Annotated in this window: 16 protein-coding genes; 12 read left to right on the top strand and 4 right to left on the bottom strand. The window is 73.2% G+C overall.

The genetic code is table 11. The features are described 5' to 3' along the window. Positions 1 to 36 precede the first annotated feature (36 nt). On the top strand, positions 37 to 1,707 hold the full coding sequence (locus tag IO30_RS0100585; protein WP_031138047.1) for an ABC-F family ATP-binding cassette domain-containing protein: 1,671 nt from the start codon (positions 37 to 39) through the stop codon (positions 1,705 to 1,707). Positions 1,708 to 1,780: 73 nt separating this feature from the next. Here IO30_RS0100585 and cutA read toward each other — a convergent pair whose 3' ends face one another. Beyond that, positions 1,781 to 2,104, bottom strand: coding sequence for a divalent-cation tolerance protein CutA (cutA, locus tag IO30_RS0100580; RefSeq protein WP_031138046.1), 324 nt, complete (start codon positions 2,102 to 2,104; stop codon positions 1,781 to 1,783). Positions 2,105 to 2,240: 136 nt separating this feature from the next. Here cutA and IO30_RS0100575 point away from each other — a divergent pair, with 136 nt between their 5' ends. Further along, entirely contained in the window at positions 2,241 to 3,818 is a 1,578-nt protein-coding gene (locus IO30_RS0100575; RefSeq protein WP_031138044.1) for a pentapeptide repeat-containing protein, read from the top strand. Positions 3,819 to 3,855: 37 nt separating this feature from the next. On the opposite strand, the gene IO30_RS0100570 is transcribed toward IO30_RS0100575, so the two are convergent. Beyond that, a complete protein-coding gene (locus tag IO30_RS0100570; protein WP_031138042.1) occupies positions 3,856 to 4,959 on the bottom strand; it encodes a hypothetical protein in 1,104 nt (367 codons plus the stop codon). 308 nt (positions 4,960 to 5,267) lie between these two features. Between IO30_RS0100570 and IO30_RS0100565 the strand changes: the two genes are divergently transcribed. The 10 genes from IO30_RS0100565 (at position 5,268) to thpD (ending at position 18,616) form a co-directional block, all read left to right on the top strand. Then, on the top strand, positions 5,268 to 8,267 hold the full coding sequence (locus IO30_RS0100565) for a helix-turn-helix transcriptional regulator (protein WP_031138041.1): 3,000 nt from the start codon (positions 5,268 to 5,270) through the stop codon (positions 8,265 to 8,267). A gap of 170 nt (positions 8,268 to 8,437) precedes the next feature. After that, complete coding sequence (locus IO30_RS41595) at positions 8,438 to 9,031, top strand: RICIN domain-containing protein (protein WP_051901750.1); 594 nt, start codon at positions 8,438 to 8,440, stop codon at positions 9,029 to 9,031. 106 nt (positions 9,032 to 9,137) lie between these two features. Beyond that, a complete protein-coding gene (locus tag IO30_RS0100555; RefSeq protein WP_078904467.1) occupies positions 9,138 to 11,249 on the top strand; it encodes a prolyl oligopeptidase family serine peptidase in 2,112 nt (703 codons plus the stop codon). Positions 11,250 to 11,455: 206 nt separating this feature from the next. Beyond that, the gene (locus tag IO30_RS0100550; protein WP_107066815.1) at positions 11,456 to 12,289 is read left to right on the top strand and encodes a polysaccharide deacetylase family protein; all 834 of its coding nucleotides are present in this window, start codon (positions 11,456 to 11,458) and stop codon (positions 12,287 to 12,289) included. A gap of 207 nt (positions 12,290 to 12,496) precedes the next feature. Beyond that, a complete protein-coding gene (locus IO30_RS0100545; protein ID WP_031138034.1) occupies positions 12,497 to 13,837 on the top strand; it encodes a hemolysin family protein in 1,341 nt (446 codons plus the stop codon). Beyond that, entirely contained in the window at positions 13,834 to 14,847 is a 1,014-nt protein-coding gene (locus IO30_RS0100540) for a hemolysin family protein (protein ID WP_031138032.1), read from the top strand. Before IO30_RS0100545 ends, IO30_RS0100540 begins: the two co-directional genes overlap by 4 nt. 349 nt (positions 14,848 to 15,196) lie before the next feature. Then, positions 15,197 to 15,751 (top strand): diaminobutyrate acetyltransferase, encoded by a 555-nt coding sequence (gene ectA, locus IO30_RS46260; protein WP_078903635.1) that lies wholly within the window; start codon positions 15,197 to 15,199, stop codon positions 15,749 to 15,751. 129 nt (positions 15,752 to 15,880) lie between these two features. After that, the gene (gene ectB / locus IO30_RS46255; protein WP_031138028.1) at positions 15,881 to 17,146 is read left to right on the top strand and encodes a diaminobutyrate--2-oxoglutarate transaminase; all 1,266 of its coding nucleotides are present in this window, start codon (positions 15,881 to 15,883) and stop codon (positions 17,144 to 17,146) included. Positions 17,147 to 17,247: 101 nt separating this feature from the next. Then, entirely contained in the window at positions 17,248 to 17,652 is a 405-nt protein-coding gene (locus IO30_RS0100525; protein ID WP_031138026.1) for an ectoine synthase, read from the top strand. Positions 17,653 to 17,716: 64 nt separating this feature from the next. Next, entirely contained in the window at positions 17,717 to 18,616 is a 900-nt protein-coding gene (gene thpD / locus IO30_RS0100520; protein ID WP_031138024.1) for an ectoine hydroxylase, read from the top strand. An 80-nt stretch (positions 18,617 to 18,696) separates the two neighbouring features. On the opposite strand, the gene IO30_RS0100515 is transcribed toward thpD, so the two are convergent. Further along, complete coding sequence (locus IO30_RS0100515) at positions 18,697 to 19,494, bottom strand: class E sortase (RefSeq protein ID WP_078904466.1); 798 nt, start codon at positions 19,492 to 19,494, stop codon at positions 18,697 to 18,699. A gap of 216 nt (positions 19,495 to 19,710) precedes the next feature. Next, the gene (locus IO30_RS0100510) at positions 19,711 to 20,493 is read right to left on the bottom strand and encodes a CAP domain-containing protein (RefSeq protein WP_031138020.1); all 783 of its coding nucleotides are present in this window, start codon (positions 20,491 to 20,493) and stop codon (positions 19,711 to 19,713) included. Positions 20,494 to 20,594: the final 101 nt, after the last annotated feature.

Here is a 20,594-nt window from a genome sequence, read left to right as displayed (position 1 = left end):
CGACAGGAAGCAGATCCCGCACCCCAAGGACACCCCATGCGCTCGCGCACCTCCGGCGTACCCGCCGCGACCCCCACGGCGGGCCCCGCCGCCACCGTCTCCCAGCTGGCCCTGAACGACGTCTCCAAGTCCTACGGCGACCGGCTCGTCCTCGACCACGTCTCCTTCGCCCTCCGTCCGGGCGAAAGGGCCGCCCTCATCGGTGAGAACGGCTCCGGCAAATCCACCCTGCTGCGGCTGATCGCCGGGACGGAACGCCCCGACGACGGCCGGGTCACCGTGACCTTCCCCTCCGGCGCCGGCCATCTCGCGCAGACCCTCGCCCTCGGGCCGGAGCGCACCGTGCAGGACGCCGTCGACGCCGCCCTGCACGAGCTGCGCGCGCTGGGGGCCCGTATCCGGGCCGCCGAGCACGCGCTCGCCGACGCCGGACCCGCGGAGCTCGACGCGTACGGCGACCTCCTCTCCGCCTTCGAGGCCCGCGACGGGTACGCGGCCGACGCCCGCACCGACGCTGCCCTGAACGCCCTCGGCGTCGGGCACATCGGCCGCGACCGGCCCCTCGGCACGCTGTCCGGCGGCGAGGCGTCCCGGCTCGCCCTCGCCTGCGTACTGGGCGCGGATCCCGAACTCCTCCTGCTGGACGAGCCGACCAACCACCTCGACGCACCCGCGGTGACCTGGCTCGCGCAACGGCTGCGCGCGCACCGCGGCACGGTCGTGGTCGTCACCCACGACCGTGCCTTCCTGGAGCACGTCGCAACCACGATCCTGGAGGTGGACCGCGACCTGCGGACCGTCACGCGGTACGGGGACGGCTGGGCGGGCTACCGCACCGCCCTGGCCGCCGCCCGCCGGGGCCGCGAGCAGCGCCACGCGGAGTACCTCGACGAACTGGCCCGCACCCGGCACCTCGTCGAGGCCGCGGGTCAGCGCCTGACCGTCACCGGCAAGGACCCCCGGCAGGGCTTCGGCAAGCACCGCCGCTCGCACGAAGCCAAGCTGTCGGGCCAGGTCAGGGCCGCCCGGCGCAGGCTGGACGAACTGCTTCGGGAACCGGTGGCGGCGCCTGCGCGGCCCCTGCGGTTCGCCGCGCGGATCGAGGCGGAGGAAGCCGACCTGCCCGAGGGCGTGCCGTACGTGGCGGAGCTGGCCGGGGTCCGGGTCGACGGGAGGCTGTCCGTCCCGGAGCTCGCCATCGGTCCGGGCGACCGGTTGCTGGTCTCCGGGCCGAACGGGGCCGGGAAGTCGACCCTGCTGCGGGTACTGGCCGGGGACATCGCCCCGGACCGGGGCGCCGTGCTCCGCCGCACGTCGGTCGGGTACCTCCCGCAGGAGGTCGCCGCCGCGCCGGCCGGCCACCCGCTGCTGCACGCCTTCGCCGCCGGACGCCCCGGCGACCCGGAGGAGTACGCCGAGGAGCTGCTGGGCCTCGGGCTGTTCCGGGCGGAGGACCTGCGGGTGTCCGTGGCCGCGCTCTCCGTGGGCCAGCGCCGCAGGCTGGACCTGGCCCGGCTGGTGAGCCGCCCGGCGGGCCTGCTCGTCCTGGACGAGCCGACCAACCACGTCTCGCCCGCCCTGGTGGAGGAACTCGAAGCGGCCCTGGCCGTCTTTCCGGGCGCGGTGGTGGCGGTCTCCCACGACCGGCGCTTCCGTGCGGCCTTCACGGGACCGCGCCTGGAACTGTCGGGGGGCTCGCCGGTCTGAAACCGGAGGAATCCGGCTCGGAATCACCCGGCCGAAGCCGCGGACATCGTCCGCCGCGTCAGGGGGAAGGCCGCTACCGCGGGGTGGTCTCCTTCACCACCCACGCGAGGTACTCCTGCGACGTCCCCACGGTCGGCAGCACGGTCCACTGCGGCACCTCGTACGGGTGCTGCGCGTGCACCCACGCCTCCAGCGCGGCGACCCGCTCCGTGGTCGTCTTGAAGGTGAGCCGGTACTCGCGCTCGTGCTGCACGGCGTCCTTCCACCAGTAGAAGGAGGTCATCCGCGCGTCGACGTCCACACCGGCCGCCAGCCGCGCCTCCACCGCGGCCCGCGCGATCTCGTACGCCTTCCCCTCGTCGTCCACGGTCGTCTGCGCGATCACGATGTCCGTCACGGTGGTCCTCCTTGATCGGGTTCCCCAAGACCCTACCTACGAGCGGCACATGTGAGCAGGTGCGGCGACCTCGGGAAGTACCCCGGGGCCGGGCCCGGACGGCAACCACCGCGTACCGCGTCGCGTCCCTGCGCACATGACCACCACGCCGCCCGATGCGCCCGCCCCCGGAACGCCTGACTGGCCCCGCTGCGGGCACCGCGTCGCCGACTCCGCAGCTGAGCGGGGCGGCTGCCGTGGCCGCAGCGTCGCCCCCCGCACGGCGTGCCTGGCCCACCTCGGCCCCGCCGGCCGGTCCGCGTACCTCGCCGGCCTGTGGCCCGGCGCTGACCTCGACCACCGCGGCACCCCGTTCACCGAGGAACTCCTCCACGAACTGCTGGCCGCCCTCACGGACCCGGCAGGCGGGCGGCCCCGCATGGGCGAGGCCCGGTTCGACGGGGCGAGGTTCGAGGGCGCTGCCCGCTTCGGTGACGCGACGATCACAGGCGGGCTCGGCTTCCGCGCGGTGGAGGTGGGCGGCGACCTCCGGTTCGGCGGGGCGGAGATAGGCGGCCAGGCCCGGTTCGACGGGGCGCGCATCGGAGGCGACGCCGACTTCCGCGGGGTGGACTTCGCGCGGACGACCGCGCTGGGGCCGTTGGTGTGCGAGGGGCGGACGGACCTGTCGGAGGCGGTGTTCGGGGCCGCCGTCACGATCGAGGTGGACACGCCCGCGCTGCACTGCCGCCGCACGCGCTGGACCTCCACCGCCGCGCTGCGGCTCAGGCGCGCCGCGGTGGACCTGACCGACGCGATCGTGGAACACCCCCTGAGCGTCGCCGCCCACGCCCGGCCCGTCGCCGGGCCCTCGGGACAGGCCTTCGAGGCCGCGCGCCCGGGCGTCGGCGTACGCATCACCTCGCTGCGCGGCGCGGACGCGGCGCACCTGGTGCTCGCCGATGTCGACCTCTCCGGCTGTTTCCTCGCGGGGACCATCCACCTGGACCAACTGCGCCTGGAGGGCCAGTACCTGCTCGCGCCGGCCCCCTCGGGACTGCGATGGCGCGGGGCACTGCCGGTGCGCGGGACGCAGCGCCGCACGCTGGCCGAGGAGCACCACTGGCGTGCCGCCCGGCGGGCCGGTACGGAGGGCTGGACGCCCGCGCCGGCAGGCGAGCAGGTCCTGGCCCCGACGGCCCTGGCGCCGGTGTACCGGCAGTTGCGCAAGGCCTTCGAGGACAGCAAGCACGAACCGGGCGCGGCCGACTTCTACTACGGCGAGATGGAGATGCGCCGCCACGCCGACGACATCCCCTGGGGCGAGCGCGGCCTCCTCACCGCGTACTGGGCGCTGTCCGGCTACGGACTGCGGGCCTCGCGGGCCTTCGGCTGGCTGCTCGCGGCCATGACCGCGACCGTGCTGGTGATGATGCTGTGGGGTCTGCCGCAGGAGGGCCCGAAGCCGACGAGTACGGGAACCCTCGTCGGCAGCGCCCTCACGATGACGACTGAGACCCCAGATCCCCGCGAGACCAGCGGGCCCTACGCTGCCCGGCTGTCGACCGAGCGGTTCGAGAAGTCCCTGCGGGTGGTCATCAACTCGGTGGTCTTCCGCGCCTCCGGCCGTCAACTGACCACCGCCGGCACCTACACCGAGATGGCATCCCGCATCGCGGGTCCGATCCTGCTGGGCCTGACCCTCCTCGCCGTCCGCAGCCGCGTGAAACGGTGAGCCCGTCGTGCCAGGTGCACGGCCCGGGTGCGCCGGGCTACCGGCGGGCCGTCGCGTTCGGGGGCCGGCCGTTCTGGGCCTGCTGGGCGCGTTCCGCGATGAGTTCCGCGAGCTTCACCAGATCGGCGGGGTCCGGCGGGTCGTAGCTGTTCCCGTAGTCGATCCGGGCGACGACGGTGCCGACGCGGATCACCACGCCCATGGTGTGCACGGTCTCCGACCCGGTGTACTCGTCGGCGGAGAAGGCGGTGCTCTCGTCGCCGACGGGGTCCAGCGACATGGGGGTGGTGTCGGGGAGTTCTTCGGTGACCTTGACGAGGGACGCGTAGCCCGCGACCGCCGTCCGGGTGCTGTCGTAGGCGCTCGCCCGGAACATGGCATCGACCCCGGAGCCGGTGAAGAGGGCAGACCCGCTGTAGAGCTCGCCCTTGCAGTCGTCCCGCGAGCATGCGTGCGCCGAGTCCGGTGCGCGGTCCGACTTCTTGGACGCCCATCCCCGGGGCATGCTCTGCACGGTGGGGAGGACCGCCTCGAAGACGCTGAGGTCCTTGATCGCGGTGACCTGCTTCTCCTCCGGTCCGCCTGATCCGGAAGGTGCCGCGGCCGCGGGCTCCTCCGCCCCCTCGACGCCGCCGCCCGGCTGCCCAGCGCCGGACGACGCGGCCGGACCGTCGTCGGCCCGCAGCACCTGCACCACGCCGTAGCCTCCGAAGCCCACCAACAGCGCCAGGGCCGCGGCGAACAGGCCCAGCGCGGCCATCACGCCGGGGGTCTTCTGGAGGGTGACCGGGCCGATCGTGATCGTGCTGCCCTTGACCCCTCCGCCGATGGTGATGGAGTTGATGTCCCCGCCCGCCCTGAACTCGGGCCGCTGCGCCGCCTGCTGGAGCAGCCGGGCGAACGCGGGGTCGTTCGTCAGCTCGGCCGTCAGCCGCTCGCGCACGCCCTCCTCGGCCTCGGCCGGTACGGGCTCCTCGTCGAGCCGGGCCAGCGCGGCCCTGCCCTCCTCGGACGCGCCGAGCCTCTCCCGTGCCAGCCGGCGGACCTCCTCGGCCGCGGCGGTTCCCAGTCCGCTTCCCACGCCGCCCGCCAGGCCCGTGACGGCCGGCATGATCAGCGCCGTCAGTTCGTTGACTCCCACGTCATTTCCCCCCGGAAACCGAACGTTGCAGTGCCCTCAGTATGGACATGGACACGGCGAAAGGGTGCCGGCGTGCAGCCTCTCGCTCGCCATGGATGATCCGCCGGGTGGAGTGGGTGCGCCCTGGCTCCAGATCCGGTCAATCCGCCGCCGATTTGGCTGACATGGCCCGACTGATGCCCTTTCAGGCAAATCTGACCGAAGATCATCCCACTTCCCGCGCTCCGTCCCTTCATGATTCTTTACGGGCGCCCACCGGGCCGCCACGGGCGGCACGCAGCCGTCGGCAGCAGTGTGGGAGGGCGGACGTGGCACACGTACTGGTCGAACGTGACGAGGTGTTCCGGGCCGCGGCCACCGCACTGGCCCGGGCGCGCGCCGGGACGGGCAGCTGGCTGATGCTGGCCGCGCCGCCCGGCCGGGGACGGACCGCCGTGCTCGACGCCGTCGTCCGCCGGGCGGCCGACGACGACGGCATGCGCGTGCTGTCGGCGCGCTGCGCACCCGAGGAGACCGGGTTCCCCTTCGCCCTCGTGCGCCAGGTCTTCCCCGCCGCCGACGGCATCCCCTTCGGCGAACCTGGCGCCGAGCAGGAACAGCAGGTCTTCCACCAGCTGCTGGACCTGCTGGCCCGGACCGCCGAGGCCGGGCCCGTGCTGCTGGCCGTCGACGACCTGCACTGTGCGGACCCGGTCTCCCGCCGCTGGACCGGCTACCTGGCCCGCCGGATCGCCGGGCTGCCGGTCCTGCTGCTGGTCACCGAATGCCGTGAGCACGCCGACGTCACCTGGCTGCCCCGGACGACGGGCGCGTGCCATCCGCTCCCTCCGCTCGGGCCCGACGCCGTCACCCGGCTCGCCCGCGACCGGGGCCTCGCCCCCGAACAGCGCGCCCTGTGCCGGGACGCCACCGGCGGCAACCCGGCCCTGGTCCAGGCCCTCCTGGCGGACCTGGCCGATCCGGCCGATCCGGCGGGCCGGGCGGGTCCGGCCGATGCGGCCGACCGTCCGGACCTCGCTGGCCTCGCCGACCGGCCCCACCTCGCCGACCGGCCTGGCCGCCCGCACCTTCCTGGCGTCGTCGGTCCGGTCGAAGCAGCCCCGGCAGACCCGGCCCGCCCCGCCTTACCGGATCCCGGCAGCGCCCCCCTCACCCACTACCGCGCCGCGGTCGCCCGCTGGGTCCGGGACCGCGCCGACGCCGGAACCCGCCACATCCTCCTCGCCCTCGCCGCGACCGCCCAGTGCTCGCCCGCCACCGCAACCGCCACCGGCCCCGCCCTGCTCGCAGAGTCCCTGGCGCTCTGCCCGGCCCGTCACACGGCCGCGCCCGCCGCATCCCGCCTGGCCCGGATGCTCTCCCACCCCCTCGCCCTGCGCGCCGTGCTGGACGCCGCCGACCCCGCCGAACTGGCCGCCCTGCACACCCACGCCGCCCGGCTGCTCCACGATCGCGGCGCCCCCGCCGCCACCGTCGCAGCCCGGCTCCTGCGCCTGGACCGTCCGCGCGAACCGTGGATGGTGCGCTGCCTCGAGGACGCGGCCGACGACGCCGTACGGGCCGGGCACACCGAAGCGGCAGCCGCCCTGCTGCGCCACGCCTTACGGGCAGAGCCGCCCCTGCCGGAGGACCGGTGCGCCGACCTCACCCTGCGCCTGGGCTCCCTGGAGTTCCCGCACAGCGCCGAGGCCGGCATCCGCAGGCTCCGCACGGGCCTCGACCTGCACCCCGACCACCAGGAACGCGCCGCCGCCGCACCCGCCCTCGGTGCGGCCCTCGCCGCCAGCGGCCGTACGGACAGTGCGCTGAGCGTCCTGCACCGGGCGAGCAGCGGCACCGACGACGACGAACTGGTGCACGTCCTTCGGACCGTCACCGCCCTCATCTCCTCGCACGACGCCGTAGCCTGGCGCCACGCCGTGGCAGGGCTGCGCGCCCTCGCCCCCACGGCCCCGGCCGCCGTCGAACCACTGGTCTGCGCACTGATCACCGAGTACGAGACCGGTGCCGGCGTCCTCTCTGCGGCGGAGGTACTGGCCCGGATCCGCCCCCGGCTCGCCGCCGCCCCCGTCCACCCGCGGCTGCGCACCGCCTGGCTGGGCAGCGCCGCCACCCTGTTGCAGTGGGCGGACCAGCTGGAGGACGTCCGGACCCTCGCCGGGCAGGGGCTGCCCGCACCCCCCGCGCCGCCCGACCTGACGGACGCGGGACTGCAGTGCCTGCTGAGCGCCCGCGCGGAGGCAGCGCTCTGGGCGGGCGACTTCCGGCGGGTCGTCGCCGAGAACACCCTCCTGGCACACACCTGCACCGGACGGGGCATCCGCGCGCCCCACCTGGTCTCGATGGTGGCGCTCGCCCGGTACGAACTCGGCCTGCGCGACCAGGCCTGGCAGCTCCTGTCCGTACCCGACCTGAGCACCGCGGACAGCTCCTGGGAGTGGAACGAACTGCGCTACGCACGCGCCCTGCTGCACGGCATCGAAGGACGCTGGCAGGCTGCACTCGACGACCACCTCGCCTGCGGCACCGGCCAGAGCGCCCGCGACTTCGTCAGTCCCGTGGCCACGCCCTGGCGCTCCGGCGCGGCCCTCGCCCTGGTCCGTCTCGGCCGGGCGGCCCGGGCCCGGGAGCTGGCGGAGGAGGAACTGTGCCACGCCCGCCGCTGGGGAACACCGCGTACGGTCGGCCGGGCGCTGCGGGCCCACGCCGCGGCCGTCGGCGGCCGTCGGGGCCTGGACTCGCTCGTGGAAGCGGCCGCCCTGCTGGAGGGGGCGCCCGCACCGGTGGAACGCATCGAGACCCTGATCGACCTCGGACGGGCGCGCATCGAGGCCGGATTCGGCCGCCGGGGCCGCGACGACCTGCGCCGGGCCGACGCCGAGGCGGCCCGCCTGCTGTCCCCGCCCGATGACGGCGGCTCCCACGCAACCCCCGAAGACGGCCCGGACGGCCCGGACAGCCCGGACAGCCCGCACGGCTCCCCGGCCGGCGGTCACGGCCCGTCGGCGGCGCCGCCGACGGGCCGGCTCCTGCGTGCGACGCAGGCAGCGCTGCGCGCCGCGAACGCCCGCACCACGACACGGGCCCGGACCGGCCCGAGCGCCCTGACGGGAGCCGAGCGGCGCGTCGTCGACCTCGCCGCCCTGGGGCACACGAACGCGCAGATCGGCGAGGCGCTGCACCTGACCCGGCGCACCGTGGAATCCCATCTCACCAGCGCGTACCGGAAGTTGAAGGTGACCCGGCGCACCCAGCTCGCCGTGGGCCTGGCCGCGCCGGACGCCTCTGGGGAAACGCCGCGGGACTGACCACGAGAACGGGTGGAGCGCCGTGTTCGTGGTCTTCCACGATGTGCGCGGACCGGGCCGCCGGACAGAGTGGGCACGGCGCCGGTCAGGTCCCCCGTGGACCGGCGCCACCTCCATCGCACAGGCCCCGCCGCATCCGGGCGGGGCCGCCCGTACGAAAGGCACTCAGCATGGTCCTCACGAAGCGCACGTCCCTCCGCACGGCCCTGGTCGCCCTGATCGCGGTGGCGGGGACGACCCTCCTGCCCACGACCGCCGCCGAGGCCCGCACCGGGACCGCGCCCGCCGGGCAGACCGCCTCGGACCTGGGCATCCAGCTGGCGCCCAACCAGCTGTGGGAGCTGCGCAAGCGCGGCAGCCGGTACGAGATCGCCAACTACCACAGCGGCATGTGTCTGAAGGTGAAGAGCGGCTCGAACGACAACGGCGCCCCGGTGGTCCAGGCGGAATGCGGCACCGCGAGCGAGCAGCTGTGGAAGGCGGAGGTCACCGACGGGGGCTCGTTCATCCAGCTGCGCAACGCCAACTCCGGCAAGTGCCTGGACATCTCCGGCGGTGTGGCCCGCAGGGGCGCCAAGCTCATCCAGTGGGACTGCTCCGGCGCCCTGAACCAGAAGTGGTGGGACACGGACAACATCACCGGCGACCGCGGCTACTGGATCAGCGCCACCACCCCGAGCGGCTCCCCGACCTGGATGTGCCTGGACATGCCGGGCCTCAGCACCTCGTCCGGCACCCAGGCGGCCATGTGGGAGTGCTCCTGAGCACGTGATGCACCCGCTGCCCGGCCTGCCCTGCAGGGGAGGGCAGGACCACGGGCCGCCGTAGCGCCACCGGGAGCGTGCACGCGCGGTCCGCTCGACCGGCACAATGCAGTCCGTGACCGATGCTGATGATGCCTACGTCTGGCTGGAAGACGTCGAGGGTGCGGCTGCGCTGGCCTGGGTGGCCGAACGCAACGCGGAGGCGGACGCCGCACTGACCGGCGGCCCGGGATTCGCCGGACTGAAGGGGCGCCTGCGCGAGGTGCTGGACGCGGCGGACCGGATCCCTTACCCGGTCCGCCGCGGGCCGTACCTCTACAGCTTCTGGCGGGACGCCGGACACGTGCGGGGCCTGTGGCGGCGTACGGGCCTGGAGGAGTACCGCAAGGACAGCCCCGACTGGGAGCTCCTCCTCGACATCGACGTGCTCGCCGAGGAGGAGGGGCAGGAGTGGGTGTGGGCCGGTGCCACCGTGCGCCACCCGGACTGCGACCGGGCCCTGGTGCGGCTGTCCCGCGACGGCGGGGACGCGGTCGTGGTCCGTGAGTTCGACCTCGCCACCCGGTCCTTCGTCGACGGCGGCTTCGAGGTCGCGGAGGCCAAGACGTCGATCGGATGGATCGACGCCGACACCGTGTTCATCGGCACCGACACCGGACCGGACTCACTCACGGAGTCCGGCTACCCGCGCACGGTGCGCCGGTGGCGGCGCGGCACCGCCCTGGAGGACGCCGAACTCGTCTTCGAGGGGGAGCCGGGGGACGTGTCCGTGTCGGGCTGGCACGACACGACGCCGGGCTTCGAGCGGAGCTTCGTCGCCCGGTCGCTGGACTTCTTCCGGACCGAACGCCACCTGCTGACGGCGAAGGGCCACCTGGTGCGGATCGACGTACCGGACGACGCCCGGGCCTACGCCCACCGCGAGCACCTCATCGTCACGCCGAAGTCCGACTGGCTCGGCCACCGGGCCGGTTCCCTGCTGGCGTTCCCCTTCGAGGCCTTCCTCGACGGCGACCGCACGGCCCAGGTGCTGTTCACGCCGGACGCGCACACCGCGCTCGCCGGACACTCGTGGACCCGGCACCACCTGCTCCTGCAGACGATGCACGACGTCGCCACCCGGATCGAGGTCCTCACGCCCGGGGCGGACGGCGGCGAGTGGACGCGTACCCCGCTCGCCGACGTCCCCGCCCTGTCCTCGGCCACCGTCGTGGACACCGATCCGGACGTCAGCGACGAGTACTTCCTGGACGTCTCCGGCTTCCTCCAGCCCTCCACCCTCTACCGCGGGGAGATCGGCGGCGAGACGGAGGTCCTCAAGCAGGCACCGGCCCGTTTCGACACGGCCGGACTCAGGGTCAGCCAGTACTTCGCGGAATCCGCCGACGGCACGCGGGTGCCCTACTTCGTCATCGGCCCGGACCACGCCCTGACCGGGCCCACGCCCACCCTGCTGTACGGGTACGGGGGCTTCGAGGTCTCCCTGACCCCGTACTACAGCGCACTGACCGGCCGGGCCTGGCTGGAGCACGGGGGCACGTACGTCATCGCCAACATCCGCGGCGGCGGCGAGTACGGCCCCGCCTGGCACCGGGCCGCGTCCGGCGCCGACCGGCCGAGGGCCTACGAGGACTTCGCCGCGGTCGCCGCCGACCTCGTCACCCGCGGCATCACCACCGCGCCCCAGCTCGGCGCGTCCGGCGGCAGCAACGGCGGCCTCCTCATGGGCGCCATGCTGACCCGCTACCCGCACCTCTTCGGTGCCGTCGTCGCGGAAGTGCCCCTGCTGGACATGCTCCGCTACCACCGCCTGCTCGCGGGCGCGTCCTGGGTCGCCGAGTACGGCAGCCCCGATTCCGAGGCCGACCGCCCCCACCTCAGCGACATCTCCCCGTACCACCGGCTCACGGGCGATGCGGACTATCCGCCGCTGCTGCTGATGACCTCCACCCGCGACGACCGGGTGCACCCCGGGCACGCCCGGAAGATGGCCGCCCGCATGCGCGAACTCGGCCACCGGGTCCTGCTGCGGGAGAACACCGGCGGCGGCCACACCGGAGCCGGTGACAACGCGCGGACCGCCGAGAACAAGGCCGTCCTGTACACCTTCCTCCGGGAGCACCTCGCCGGGTCGGTGCCGGCGGCTCGTGCCGCCGTCCGTGACGGCGCCGTGCCGCCGCCACCGGGTCCTGCCGTGACAGGGGTGGAGACCGGCTGATCGGAGGGCGTCGGAGGGGGGCCGGTCGGCTCAGCCGACCGGCCCGTCGATGCCGATCAGGGGCAGAGAGCAGGGGCAGTGGCCGACATCACGTGCAAAACGGGCTAACTGGGGCCCTTCGGCCCAGGAGGCGCGCCCGCCGCCCGCCTAGCCTGGTCCGGTGACGCGGCTCCACGGGGGGCCGAGGACTAGGGAAGAGCGCATTCATGGGCATCACCACCTCCGGAAGCCGCCGCCGTGCGGGCCTCACCGTGACGGCAGCCGTCCTCGGCCTGCTGGCCGCCGCGGGCGCACCGGCTCTGGCCGCTGCGGGCAGCGGTACGCCGGGTCAGGCGCCCGACGCTCCCCGCTCCGGTCCCGTACAGCCGCAGGCACCGCAGGCACCGCAGGCACCGCAGGCACCGCAGGCACCGCAAGCGGCTCCGCAGGTGCCCGCCGGGATATCCCGTCTCGCAGAAGGGGCCGGTCGCGACATCGCGATCACGATCGACGACGGCCCCGACCCCCGCTGGACCCCGCAGGTGCTGGAGGTGCTGCGGAAGAACGACGTCAAGGCCACCTTCTGCATGATCGGCACGCAGGCCCAGGCGCACCCGGAGCTGGTCCGCCAGGTCGCCGCCGCCGGACACCGGCTGTGCGACCACTCCGTGGACCACGACGTCACGATGGACCACAAGCCGGTCGCCTACCAGAGCCGGCAGATCCTCGACGCCAAGGCGATGATCGAGAAGGCGGCACCGGGCGTCCCCGTCGACTACTACCGGGCGCCGGGTGGAGCCTTCACCCCCGAAAGCCGTGCGATCGCGGCCGCCAGCGGCATGCGGCCCCTGGGCTGGAGCGTCGACCCCAAGGACTGGAGCAGGCCCGGCCTGCCCGCGATCCTCTCGACCGTGGAGAACGGGCTGCCCGCCCAGCCCACCGTGCTCTTCCACGACGGAGGCGGCGACCGCGCGGAGACCGTCGCGGCGCTGTCCCAGTACCTCCCCTGGCTCGCTGCGCAGGGCTACTCCTTCACCTTCCCCGCCCGTACCGGCCCCTGACCGGCAGGGGCCCACCCCGGCGGCGTCGGAATTTGCTTGCCCTTTACCATCGAGTTGCGGATACTGTCCGTAACCAGCAGCAGCCCGGGCCGTGTGAGGTCCGCCGAGAAGCGAATGGAGTGCAAGACCCGCAATGGGTGAACCTCCCAGTCCATGCCGTGCCACGTCCTGCCCGCAGATTCTTCAGCCGGGAGCGGGGGTGGCACGGTGACCGAAGTCCTGCTGCTGCTCCTTGCCCTGGCGCTGACTCTGGCGTGCGCGGTGTTCGTCGCCGCCGAGTTCTCCCTCACCACCGTCGAACGCAGCGAGCTCGAACGCGCTGCCGCGGCCGGTGAGCGCGGCGCCGAAAGCGCCCTGAAGGCCGCCAAGCGGCTCACCTTCCAGCTGTCCGGTGCCCAGCTCGGCATCACCGTGACCTCGCTGGTCATCGGCATGCTCGCCGAGCCCTCCGTCTCCGCCCTCCTGCGCGGCCCGCTGGAAGCCATCGGCCTGCCCGCCGGCGCGGTGTCGACCACCGCGACCCTGCTGGGCGTCGCCCTGTCGACCGTCGTACTGATGGTGGTCGGCGAGCTGGTGCCGAAGAACTGGGCGATCTCCCGCCCGCTGGCCGTCGCCAAGGTCGTCGCGGGCCCGCAGCGCGCCTTCACGGCCGCGTTCGGCCCGCTGATCCGCCACCTGAACAACACCGCGAACCGCCTCGTGCGCCGCTTCGGCCTGGAGCCCGCGGAGGAGCTGGCCTCCGCCCGGACCCCGGAGGAGCTGGTGGCCCTGGCCCGCCACTCGGCCCGGGAGGGTGCGATCGAGGCGGACTCGGCCGAACTGTTCGTGCGCACGCTGCACCTGGCCGAGCTGACCGCGGAGAACGTGATGACCCCGCGGATCGACGTCCAGGCGCTGGAGCTCCGCGCCACCGCCGCCCACGCGGCGGACCTGACGCTGGCCACCGGCCTGTCCCGCTTCCCGGTCTACCGCGACAGCCTGGACGAGGTGGTCGGCACCGTCCACATCCGTGACGTGCTCGACCTCGACGAGGACAAGCGCTCCGTCACGCCGGTGTCCGAGCTGATGACCTCGGCGGTGCTGGTGCCGCACTCCCTGCCCGTCGACACCCTGCTCGGCCGGCTCCGCAAGGCCCGCACCATGGCCGTGGTGATCGACGAGTACGGCGGCACCGCCGGCGTGGTCACGGTCGAGGACATCGTCGAGGAAGTCGTGGGCGAGGTCCGCGACGAACACGACCCGGTCGAGGTCCCCGACCTCATCACGGCCCCGGAGCAGGACGGCCGCAAGGTGTGGGAGGCGGACGGGAGCGTCCGTCTCGACGAGCTGGCCGAGATCGGCTTCGCCGTCCCCGAAGGCCCGTACGAGACCCTCGCCGGCCTGGTCGCCACCCGCCTGGCGCGGATCCCCGTCGAGGGCGACCACGTCACCGTCGACGGCTGGGACCTCCTGGTCCTCGACATAGACCACCACCGTGCCGACCGCGTGACGGTCACCGCACCCGCCGCCCCCTCGGAGGGCACCGACTCCGGGGAGGAGGGCCGATGACCGCGATCCAGCTGCTGATCGGCGCGCTGACGCTCGTCACCAACGCCTTCTTCGTCGGCGCCGAATTCGCCCTGATCTCGGTCCGCCGCAGTCAGATCGAACCCGGAGCCCTCAAGGGCAGCCGACGGGCCAGGACCACCCTGTGGGCCCTGGAACACCTCTCCGCGATGATGGCCACCGCCCAGCTCGGCATCACCGTCTCCTCCCTGGTCCTGGGCGCGGTCGCCGAACCGGCCATCGCCCACCTCCTGGAACCCCCCTTCGAGGCCATCGGTGTCCCCGAGGCGCTGGTCCACCCCATCGCCTTCGTCATCGCGCTCGCCGCGGCGACCTACCTGCACATGCTCATCGGCGAGATGGTGCCCAAGAACATCGCCCTCGCCGCCCCCGCGCCGACCGCGCTCCTGCTGGGCCCCCCGCTGGTGGCCCTCACCAGGGCGCTGCGGCCCTTCGTGTTCGGCATCAACGCCTTCGCCAACACGCTGCTGCGGCTGCTCAAGGTGGAGCCCAAGGACGAGGTCGGCTCGGTCTTCACCGACGACGAACTGGCCCGCCTGGTGAAGGACTCCAGCGCCGCCGGCCTCCTGGGTCCCGAGGACGGCGAACGCCTGCGTGACGCCCTCGAACTCGGCAAGCGACCGGTCGGCGAGATCATGATCCCCCGCGCCGAATTCGTCACCGTCGCCCTCGGCGTGACCCCGCGCGGCCTGGAGCGCACCGCGGCCGACCACGGCTTCTCCCGCCTGGTCGTCATCGGTGCCCAGGACGAGATCATGGGCTTCCTCCACATCAAGGACGCCCTCGGGGTCGCCGACCGGGCGGCGCCGTTCCCGCCGTCGGCCCTGCACACCGTCACGCAGGTGGGCCGGGACACCCCGCTGGACGACACCATGAACGCCATGCGCGCCGCCGGGACCCACCTCGCGGCCGTCACCGACGACAGTGCGTCGGTCATCGGCTTCGTCACGATGGAGGACGTACTGGAAGAGCTCGTCGGCGAAGCCGCCTGACCAGCGGCAGCAGTTCCAGCGCCGGAGGCCGGCCCCCACACGGGGGCCGGCCTCCGCCGCGTGTGGACGTACGCGGGGGTCGCACCTGCCCGGTCCTGTGCAAGTGAAACGGTCTCGGGGAGGGAAGTGGCGGCCATTACAAGGGCAGTTCTGGCGGAGGTGAAGATGTTATCGTCTCGTTACATTCTCTCTAGTTGGGTGGCTATCTGCGCTTAAATCCGTACATCCCAACGGCGAGCGGAGGTGATCACGGAGCCTGAGCCCGCTTCGCCATCTATCACGCCCCGTCGCCGCATGGAACCCTCCAGCCCCATGCAATTTGCGCTCGCGCTGGGTAACTTGCCTCGGCATGACCCCTGCACCTGCAGACCTGACCCGCAGCCGAAGAGGCTTCCTGGAACTTCCCGGGGAGCTGACCCTCGACAGCCCGAACGTGGAAGACGGAGCTTCCCTCTGGCGCATCGCCCGTGACTCGAAGGTCCTGGACCTGAACTCCTCGTACAGCTACCTCCTCTGGTGCCGTGACTTCGCCGGTACCTCCGTGGTCGCCCGCGACACCGGTGGACGGCCCGTCGGATTCGTCAGCGGATACCGCCGCCCGGACGCCCCCGGCAACCTGTTCGTCTGGCAGGTCGCCGTCGACGCGGCCCTGCGCGGACAGGGAGTGGCCGGAGCCCTGCTCGACGGGCTGTCCGCCCGCGTGGCCGGACGGCACGCAGGCCTGCGCGTCCTGGAGACCACCATCGAGCCCGGCAACACCGCCTCGGAGCAGCTGTTCGCCTCGTACGCCGAGCGTCACGGCGCCTCGCTCACCCGCGAGTTGCTCTTCGCCCCAGGTGACTTCCCCGGGAGCGACGCACACGCCGCCGAGGTGCTGCACCGCATCACGCTGCCGGCCCCCTGACGTTCCGGCCCCCGACCTTTGGACCCACTGGCCTTCCGGCCGCCGGCCTTCACCGCCGGTCCACCGCACCACCCCGCGTGGCGTTCCCGCACGGCGGAGCCACGCCGTACAACGTGCAAGGAGAGTGCATTGACCATCACAGAGCCGCTTCTGAGTGTCTTCGAGACGGTGGAGTCGGAGGTGCGGAGCTACTGCCGGGCCTGGCCGACCGTCTTCGAGAAGGCGAGCGGCAGCCGGCTCCAGGACGAGCTGGGCCGTGACTACCTCGACTTCTTCGCCGGAGCCGGATCGCTCAACTACGGCCACAACAACCCGGTCCTCAAACGCGCACTCCTGGACTACATCGAACGCGACGGCATCACCCACGCCCTGGACATGTCGACGACCGCCAAGCGGGACTTCCTGGAGGCCTTCCAGTCCGCGATCCTGGGCCCGCGCGGTCTCCCGTACAAGGTCATGTTCCCCGGCCCGACGGGCACCAACGCCGTCGAGGCGGCGCTGAAGCTGGCCCGGAAGGCCAAGGGACGCGAGGCGGTCGTCTCCTTCACCAACGCCTTCCACGGCATGTCCCTCGGCTCGCTCGCCGTGACGGGCAACGCCTTCAAGCGGGCCGGCGCGGGCGTCCCCCTGGTGCACACCACGCCGATGCCCTTCGACAACTACCTCGGCGGCCAGACGCCGGACTTCATCTGGTTCGAACGCCTCCTGGAGGACCAGGGCTCCGGCCTGAACCAGCCCGCCGCCGTGATCGTGGAGACCATCCAGGGCGAGGGCGGCGTGAACGTCGCCCGCCCCGAGTGGCTGCAACAGCTGGCCGACCTGTGCCGACGCCGCGACATGCTGCTCATCGTGGACGACGTCCAGATGGGCTGCGGCCGCACCGGCAGCTTCTTCTCCTTCGAGGACGCGGGCATCACACCGGACATCGTGACGGTGTCCAAGTCCATCAGCGGCTACGGACTCCCCATGGCGCTCTGCCTGTTCAAGCCGGAGCTGGACATCTGGGAGCCGGGCGAGCACAACGGCACCTTCCGCGGCAACAACCCCGCCTTCGTCACGGCCACCGCCGCCCTGGACACCTACTGGCGCGACGGCGCCCTGCGCGAGCGCACCCTCCTCCATGGCGCCCGGATCGACGCGGCCCTGAGCGAGCTCTGCTCCGACGCGGCCCTGGGCGCGAGCCACCGGGGCAAGGGAATGGTCTGGGGCATCGAGTTCCAGGACCGGAACCGGGCGGGCGAGGTGTGCCGACGCGCCTACGAGAACGGCCTCCTCGTCGAGACCTCCGGGCCCGAGAGCGAGGTGGTGAAGCTGCTGCCGCCGCTCACCGTGTCGTCCGCGGAGCTGGAAGAAGGCCTGGAGATCCTGACGCGCTCGGTCCACGAAACGGCCTGACGGCCGGCGCACTTCGTACGTCACGTGCGGCATGCCGCAGACCGCATGGCACGCCCGCATGCCGCATGCCGCCTGCCGCACGTGGAGAAAGGCAGATCAGAGTGATAGTCCGTTCCTTCAAGGACATCGAGGGCACCGAACGGCACGTCAAGGCCGCGTCCGGTACCTGGGAGAGCAAGCGCATCGTCCTCGCCCGGGAGCGCGTCGGCTTCTCCCTGCACGAGACGGTGCTCTACGCCGGGACCGTGACGTCGATGTGGTACGCGAACCACGTCGAGGCCGTCGTGTGCACGGAAGGCGATGCGGAACTCACCGACGAGGAGACGGGCGAGAAGTACCGCATCACGCCCGGGACCATGTACCTGCTCGACGGCCACGAGCGGCACACCCTGCGCGTCGCGGAGGACTTCCGCTGCCTGTGCGTCTTCAACCCGCCCGTCACCGGGCGCGAGGACCACGACGAGAACGGCGTCTACCCGCTGCTGACCGAGCCGGACCACGCCTGAGGGTCGCGGACCCGGCGCGGCACCGGCACCGACACGGATGACGAGAGGAGAGGCAGGCAACACCATGAGCACCACAACCGAGCGCATTGCGGACGTCTACCCGACCAGGGGCGCCGAGGAGGCGCTGATCGGCCGCCAGGACCCCGTCGTGTGGTCCGGCCCCGGCACCCCCGGCCCCTTGTGGAGGCGGGAGCTGGAGGCTTTCGAGCGGCACGGCTTCCACCCGGTGGAGCAGCTCATCACGCCCGAGGAGGTGGACGTCTACCGGAGCGAGCTGGACCGCCTGGTCGCCGACCCCGCGATCCGGGCCGACGAGCGCTCCATCGTCGAGAGCTCCTCCCAGGAGGTGCGCTCCGTCTTCGAGGTGCACCGGATCAGCAAGGCCTTCGCCCGGCTCGCGGCGGACCCCCGGGTGGTGGGGACCGCGCGGCAGATCCTCGGTTCGGACGTCTACCTGCACCAGTCCCGGATCAACGTGAAGCCCGGCTTCGGCGCCCGCGGGTTCTACTGGCACTCCGACTTCGAGACCTGGCACGCGGAGGACGGACTGCCGCGCATGAGGACGGTCTCGGTGTCGATCGCGCTGACCCCGAACTACCCCACCAACGGCGGGCTCATGATCATGCCCGGCTCGCACCGGACCTTCCTGGGCTGCGCGGGCGAGACGCCGAAGGACAACTACAAGAGGTCCCTGCAGATGCAGGACGCGGGCACGCCCTCGAAGGAGGCGCTCGCGAAGTTCGCGGACGCCTGCGGGATCCGGCTGTTCACGGGCCAGGCGGGCTCGGCCACCTGGTTCGACTGCAATGCGATGCACGGCTCCGGCGACAACATCACGCCGTACCCGCGCAGCAACGTCTTCTTCGTGTTCAACAGCGTGGAGAACGCTCCCGAGGAGCCCTTCGCGGCCCCGGTCCGCCGCCCCGGCTTCATCGCGGCGCGGGACGTGGTCCCGGTGCGCTGACGGCCTGCGCACCCCTTCGCACACCCCGACGGCGGGGAGCGCGGTCCGAAAGGGCCGTGCTCCCCGCCGTCGCGGTCGTATCAGCCGGCCGGGGCGGGTGCGGGCGTGGGCGTGGCGGCGGAGGTCTCGCGGAGCACGCCTATCTTGTCGATGCGGTGCTCGGGGTTGCCCTGGGCGTCGCTCCAGTAGTTCCCCTCGGCGTGGTCCTCGGGCGTCGCGCAGGTGGAGAGGGTGATCATGGCTCGGGCGGGGGTCGCCCCCGGCTCGCCCGGCACGGCGGCGCGCTGCTCGCTCAGCGAGCGCTCCGACCGGAAGGACGTCTCACGGGTCGCCACGATCTCGTACGTGTACACCTCGCCGCCCGCCGTCACGCGGACCTCGTCGCCCTCCTTCAGGGCGGGCAGGTCGCGCAGCGGGCCGCCCGCCGACAGCCGGTGCGCCGTGACCAGGAAGTTCCCGACCTGACCCGGTCCGACCCCGCCCCGCTTCCCGTACGGGCTGGCGGCCACGCCGAGGTCCTGGATGCGGGTGCCGGGGGCGTCGTCGGTGGTGCCCTCGTACGGGACCACGCGCAGCCCCTCGACGCCCGCCGCGGGTATGAACAGCCGGGACTCCGGGGGCCGCGCGGTGGCGTCCGGGGACGGCTCCTGCGCGGCCGTGCGCGTGGGCTGGGCCGCTGCGCGGTCGGCCGGGGCGGTGGCGGGGGCCGCGACCGTGGCCGGGGCTGCAGCCGACGCGGTGGCCGTGGCGGGCGCCCCTGCCGTCCGTGGCGGGCCCGCAGGACCGGCGGCGGCCTCGGGAGCGCAGGCGGCCAGCAGGGCGGTCACGCAGGCCGCGAGGGCGGCGGACACCGCTCGGGAAGGGTGCGGCAGGGGCATGGGCGTGTTCCGTGTCCGTCGGCAGGCCGGTCGGACGGCCGGCCGGGGCGTGGGGCGTGCGTCGTGCGCCAGGGGAGTGGTGACCCGGCGCGCCCCGTCAGGGTGACATACGGAGCAAGCGGTGCAAAGGGCTCGTTCTGTCGGTCGGCAGGCCCGCCCGTCGGTCGGCGGTCCGGTCGGTCGCCGCCGGCCGACGGGCAGGCCGGTCCGGTGGTGTCAGCGCGCCGCGCCGAAGGCCTGGGTCCAGTAGGAGTTCGGCTGGGCGAGGCCGACGCCGATCTCCTTGAAGGAGCAGTTGAGGATGTTCTCCCGGTGCCCGGGGCTGTTCATCCAGCCGGTCATGACCTGCTCGGGCGTGCTGTAGCCGTAGGCGACGTTCTCGCCGTAGGTGCTCCAGCTGTAGCCGGCGCGGGTGATGCGCTGGCCCGGGTCCGAGCCGTCGGAGCCGGTGTGTGACATGTTGGAGTGCGCGGCCATGTCCTTGCTGTGATTCAGCGCGGCAGCCGTCAGCTTCGCATTGACGGTGAGCGCCGAGCAGCCGGCCTTGGCGCGTTCCTTGTTGACCAGGGCCACGACCTCGGCGGTCGGACCGGAGGGCGCGGCGGTCGGCGGCTGGGAGGCCGGGGCCGTCGACGGGGCCGGGGCGGGCTTGGCGGGCTTCGTGGCCGCGGGGGGCTTCGGGGCCTCGGCGGAGGGCTGCGTCGGCTGCGGCTCCTGCGCGGGCTGCTCCGTCGGCTGTGCCGGCTGCTCGGGCGTGGCGACCGGGGCGGCCTCGGGCGCCGCCTGGTTCTCCACCGGCTCGCTGGGCGGGGGAGTGTCGAACGAGGGGATGCTGAGGGAGGGGCGAAGGCTCTGCTCTGCGGCGGCCCTCGCCGTACGCGTACCCGTCTCCTGGGTGTCCAGGCACGCCATCGCAGCCGTGGGTATGCCCACGATGCCCAGGGTGACGGCGGCTATGGAGATCTTCTTGTAGTGCTTCCTCTTGCGGTGCTTCTGCATACGTGACCTCACTTGGTTTCTTGCGAAGCGTCCTGCGCCTGAGCTGCTGGAGCGCCGGGCGGGCCGCCATTCTTAGAAGCACTCCGAGGGGCTGGCAAGTC

It is taken from the genome of Streptomyces xanthophaeus (assembly GCF_000725805.1).
Lineage (GTDB): Bacteria > Actinomycetota > Actinomycetes > Streptomycetales > Streptomycetaceae > Streptomyces > Streptomyces xanthophaeus.
Note: the sequence above shows the minus strand (reverse complement) of the source record. Positions and strands in the feature narration are given on the sequence as shown.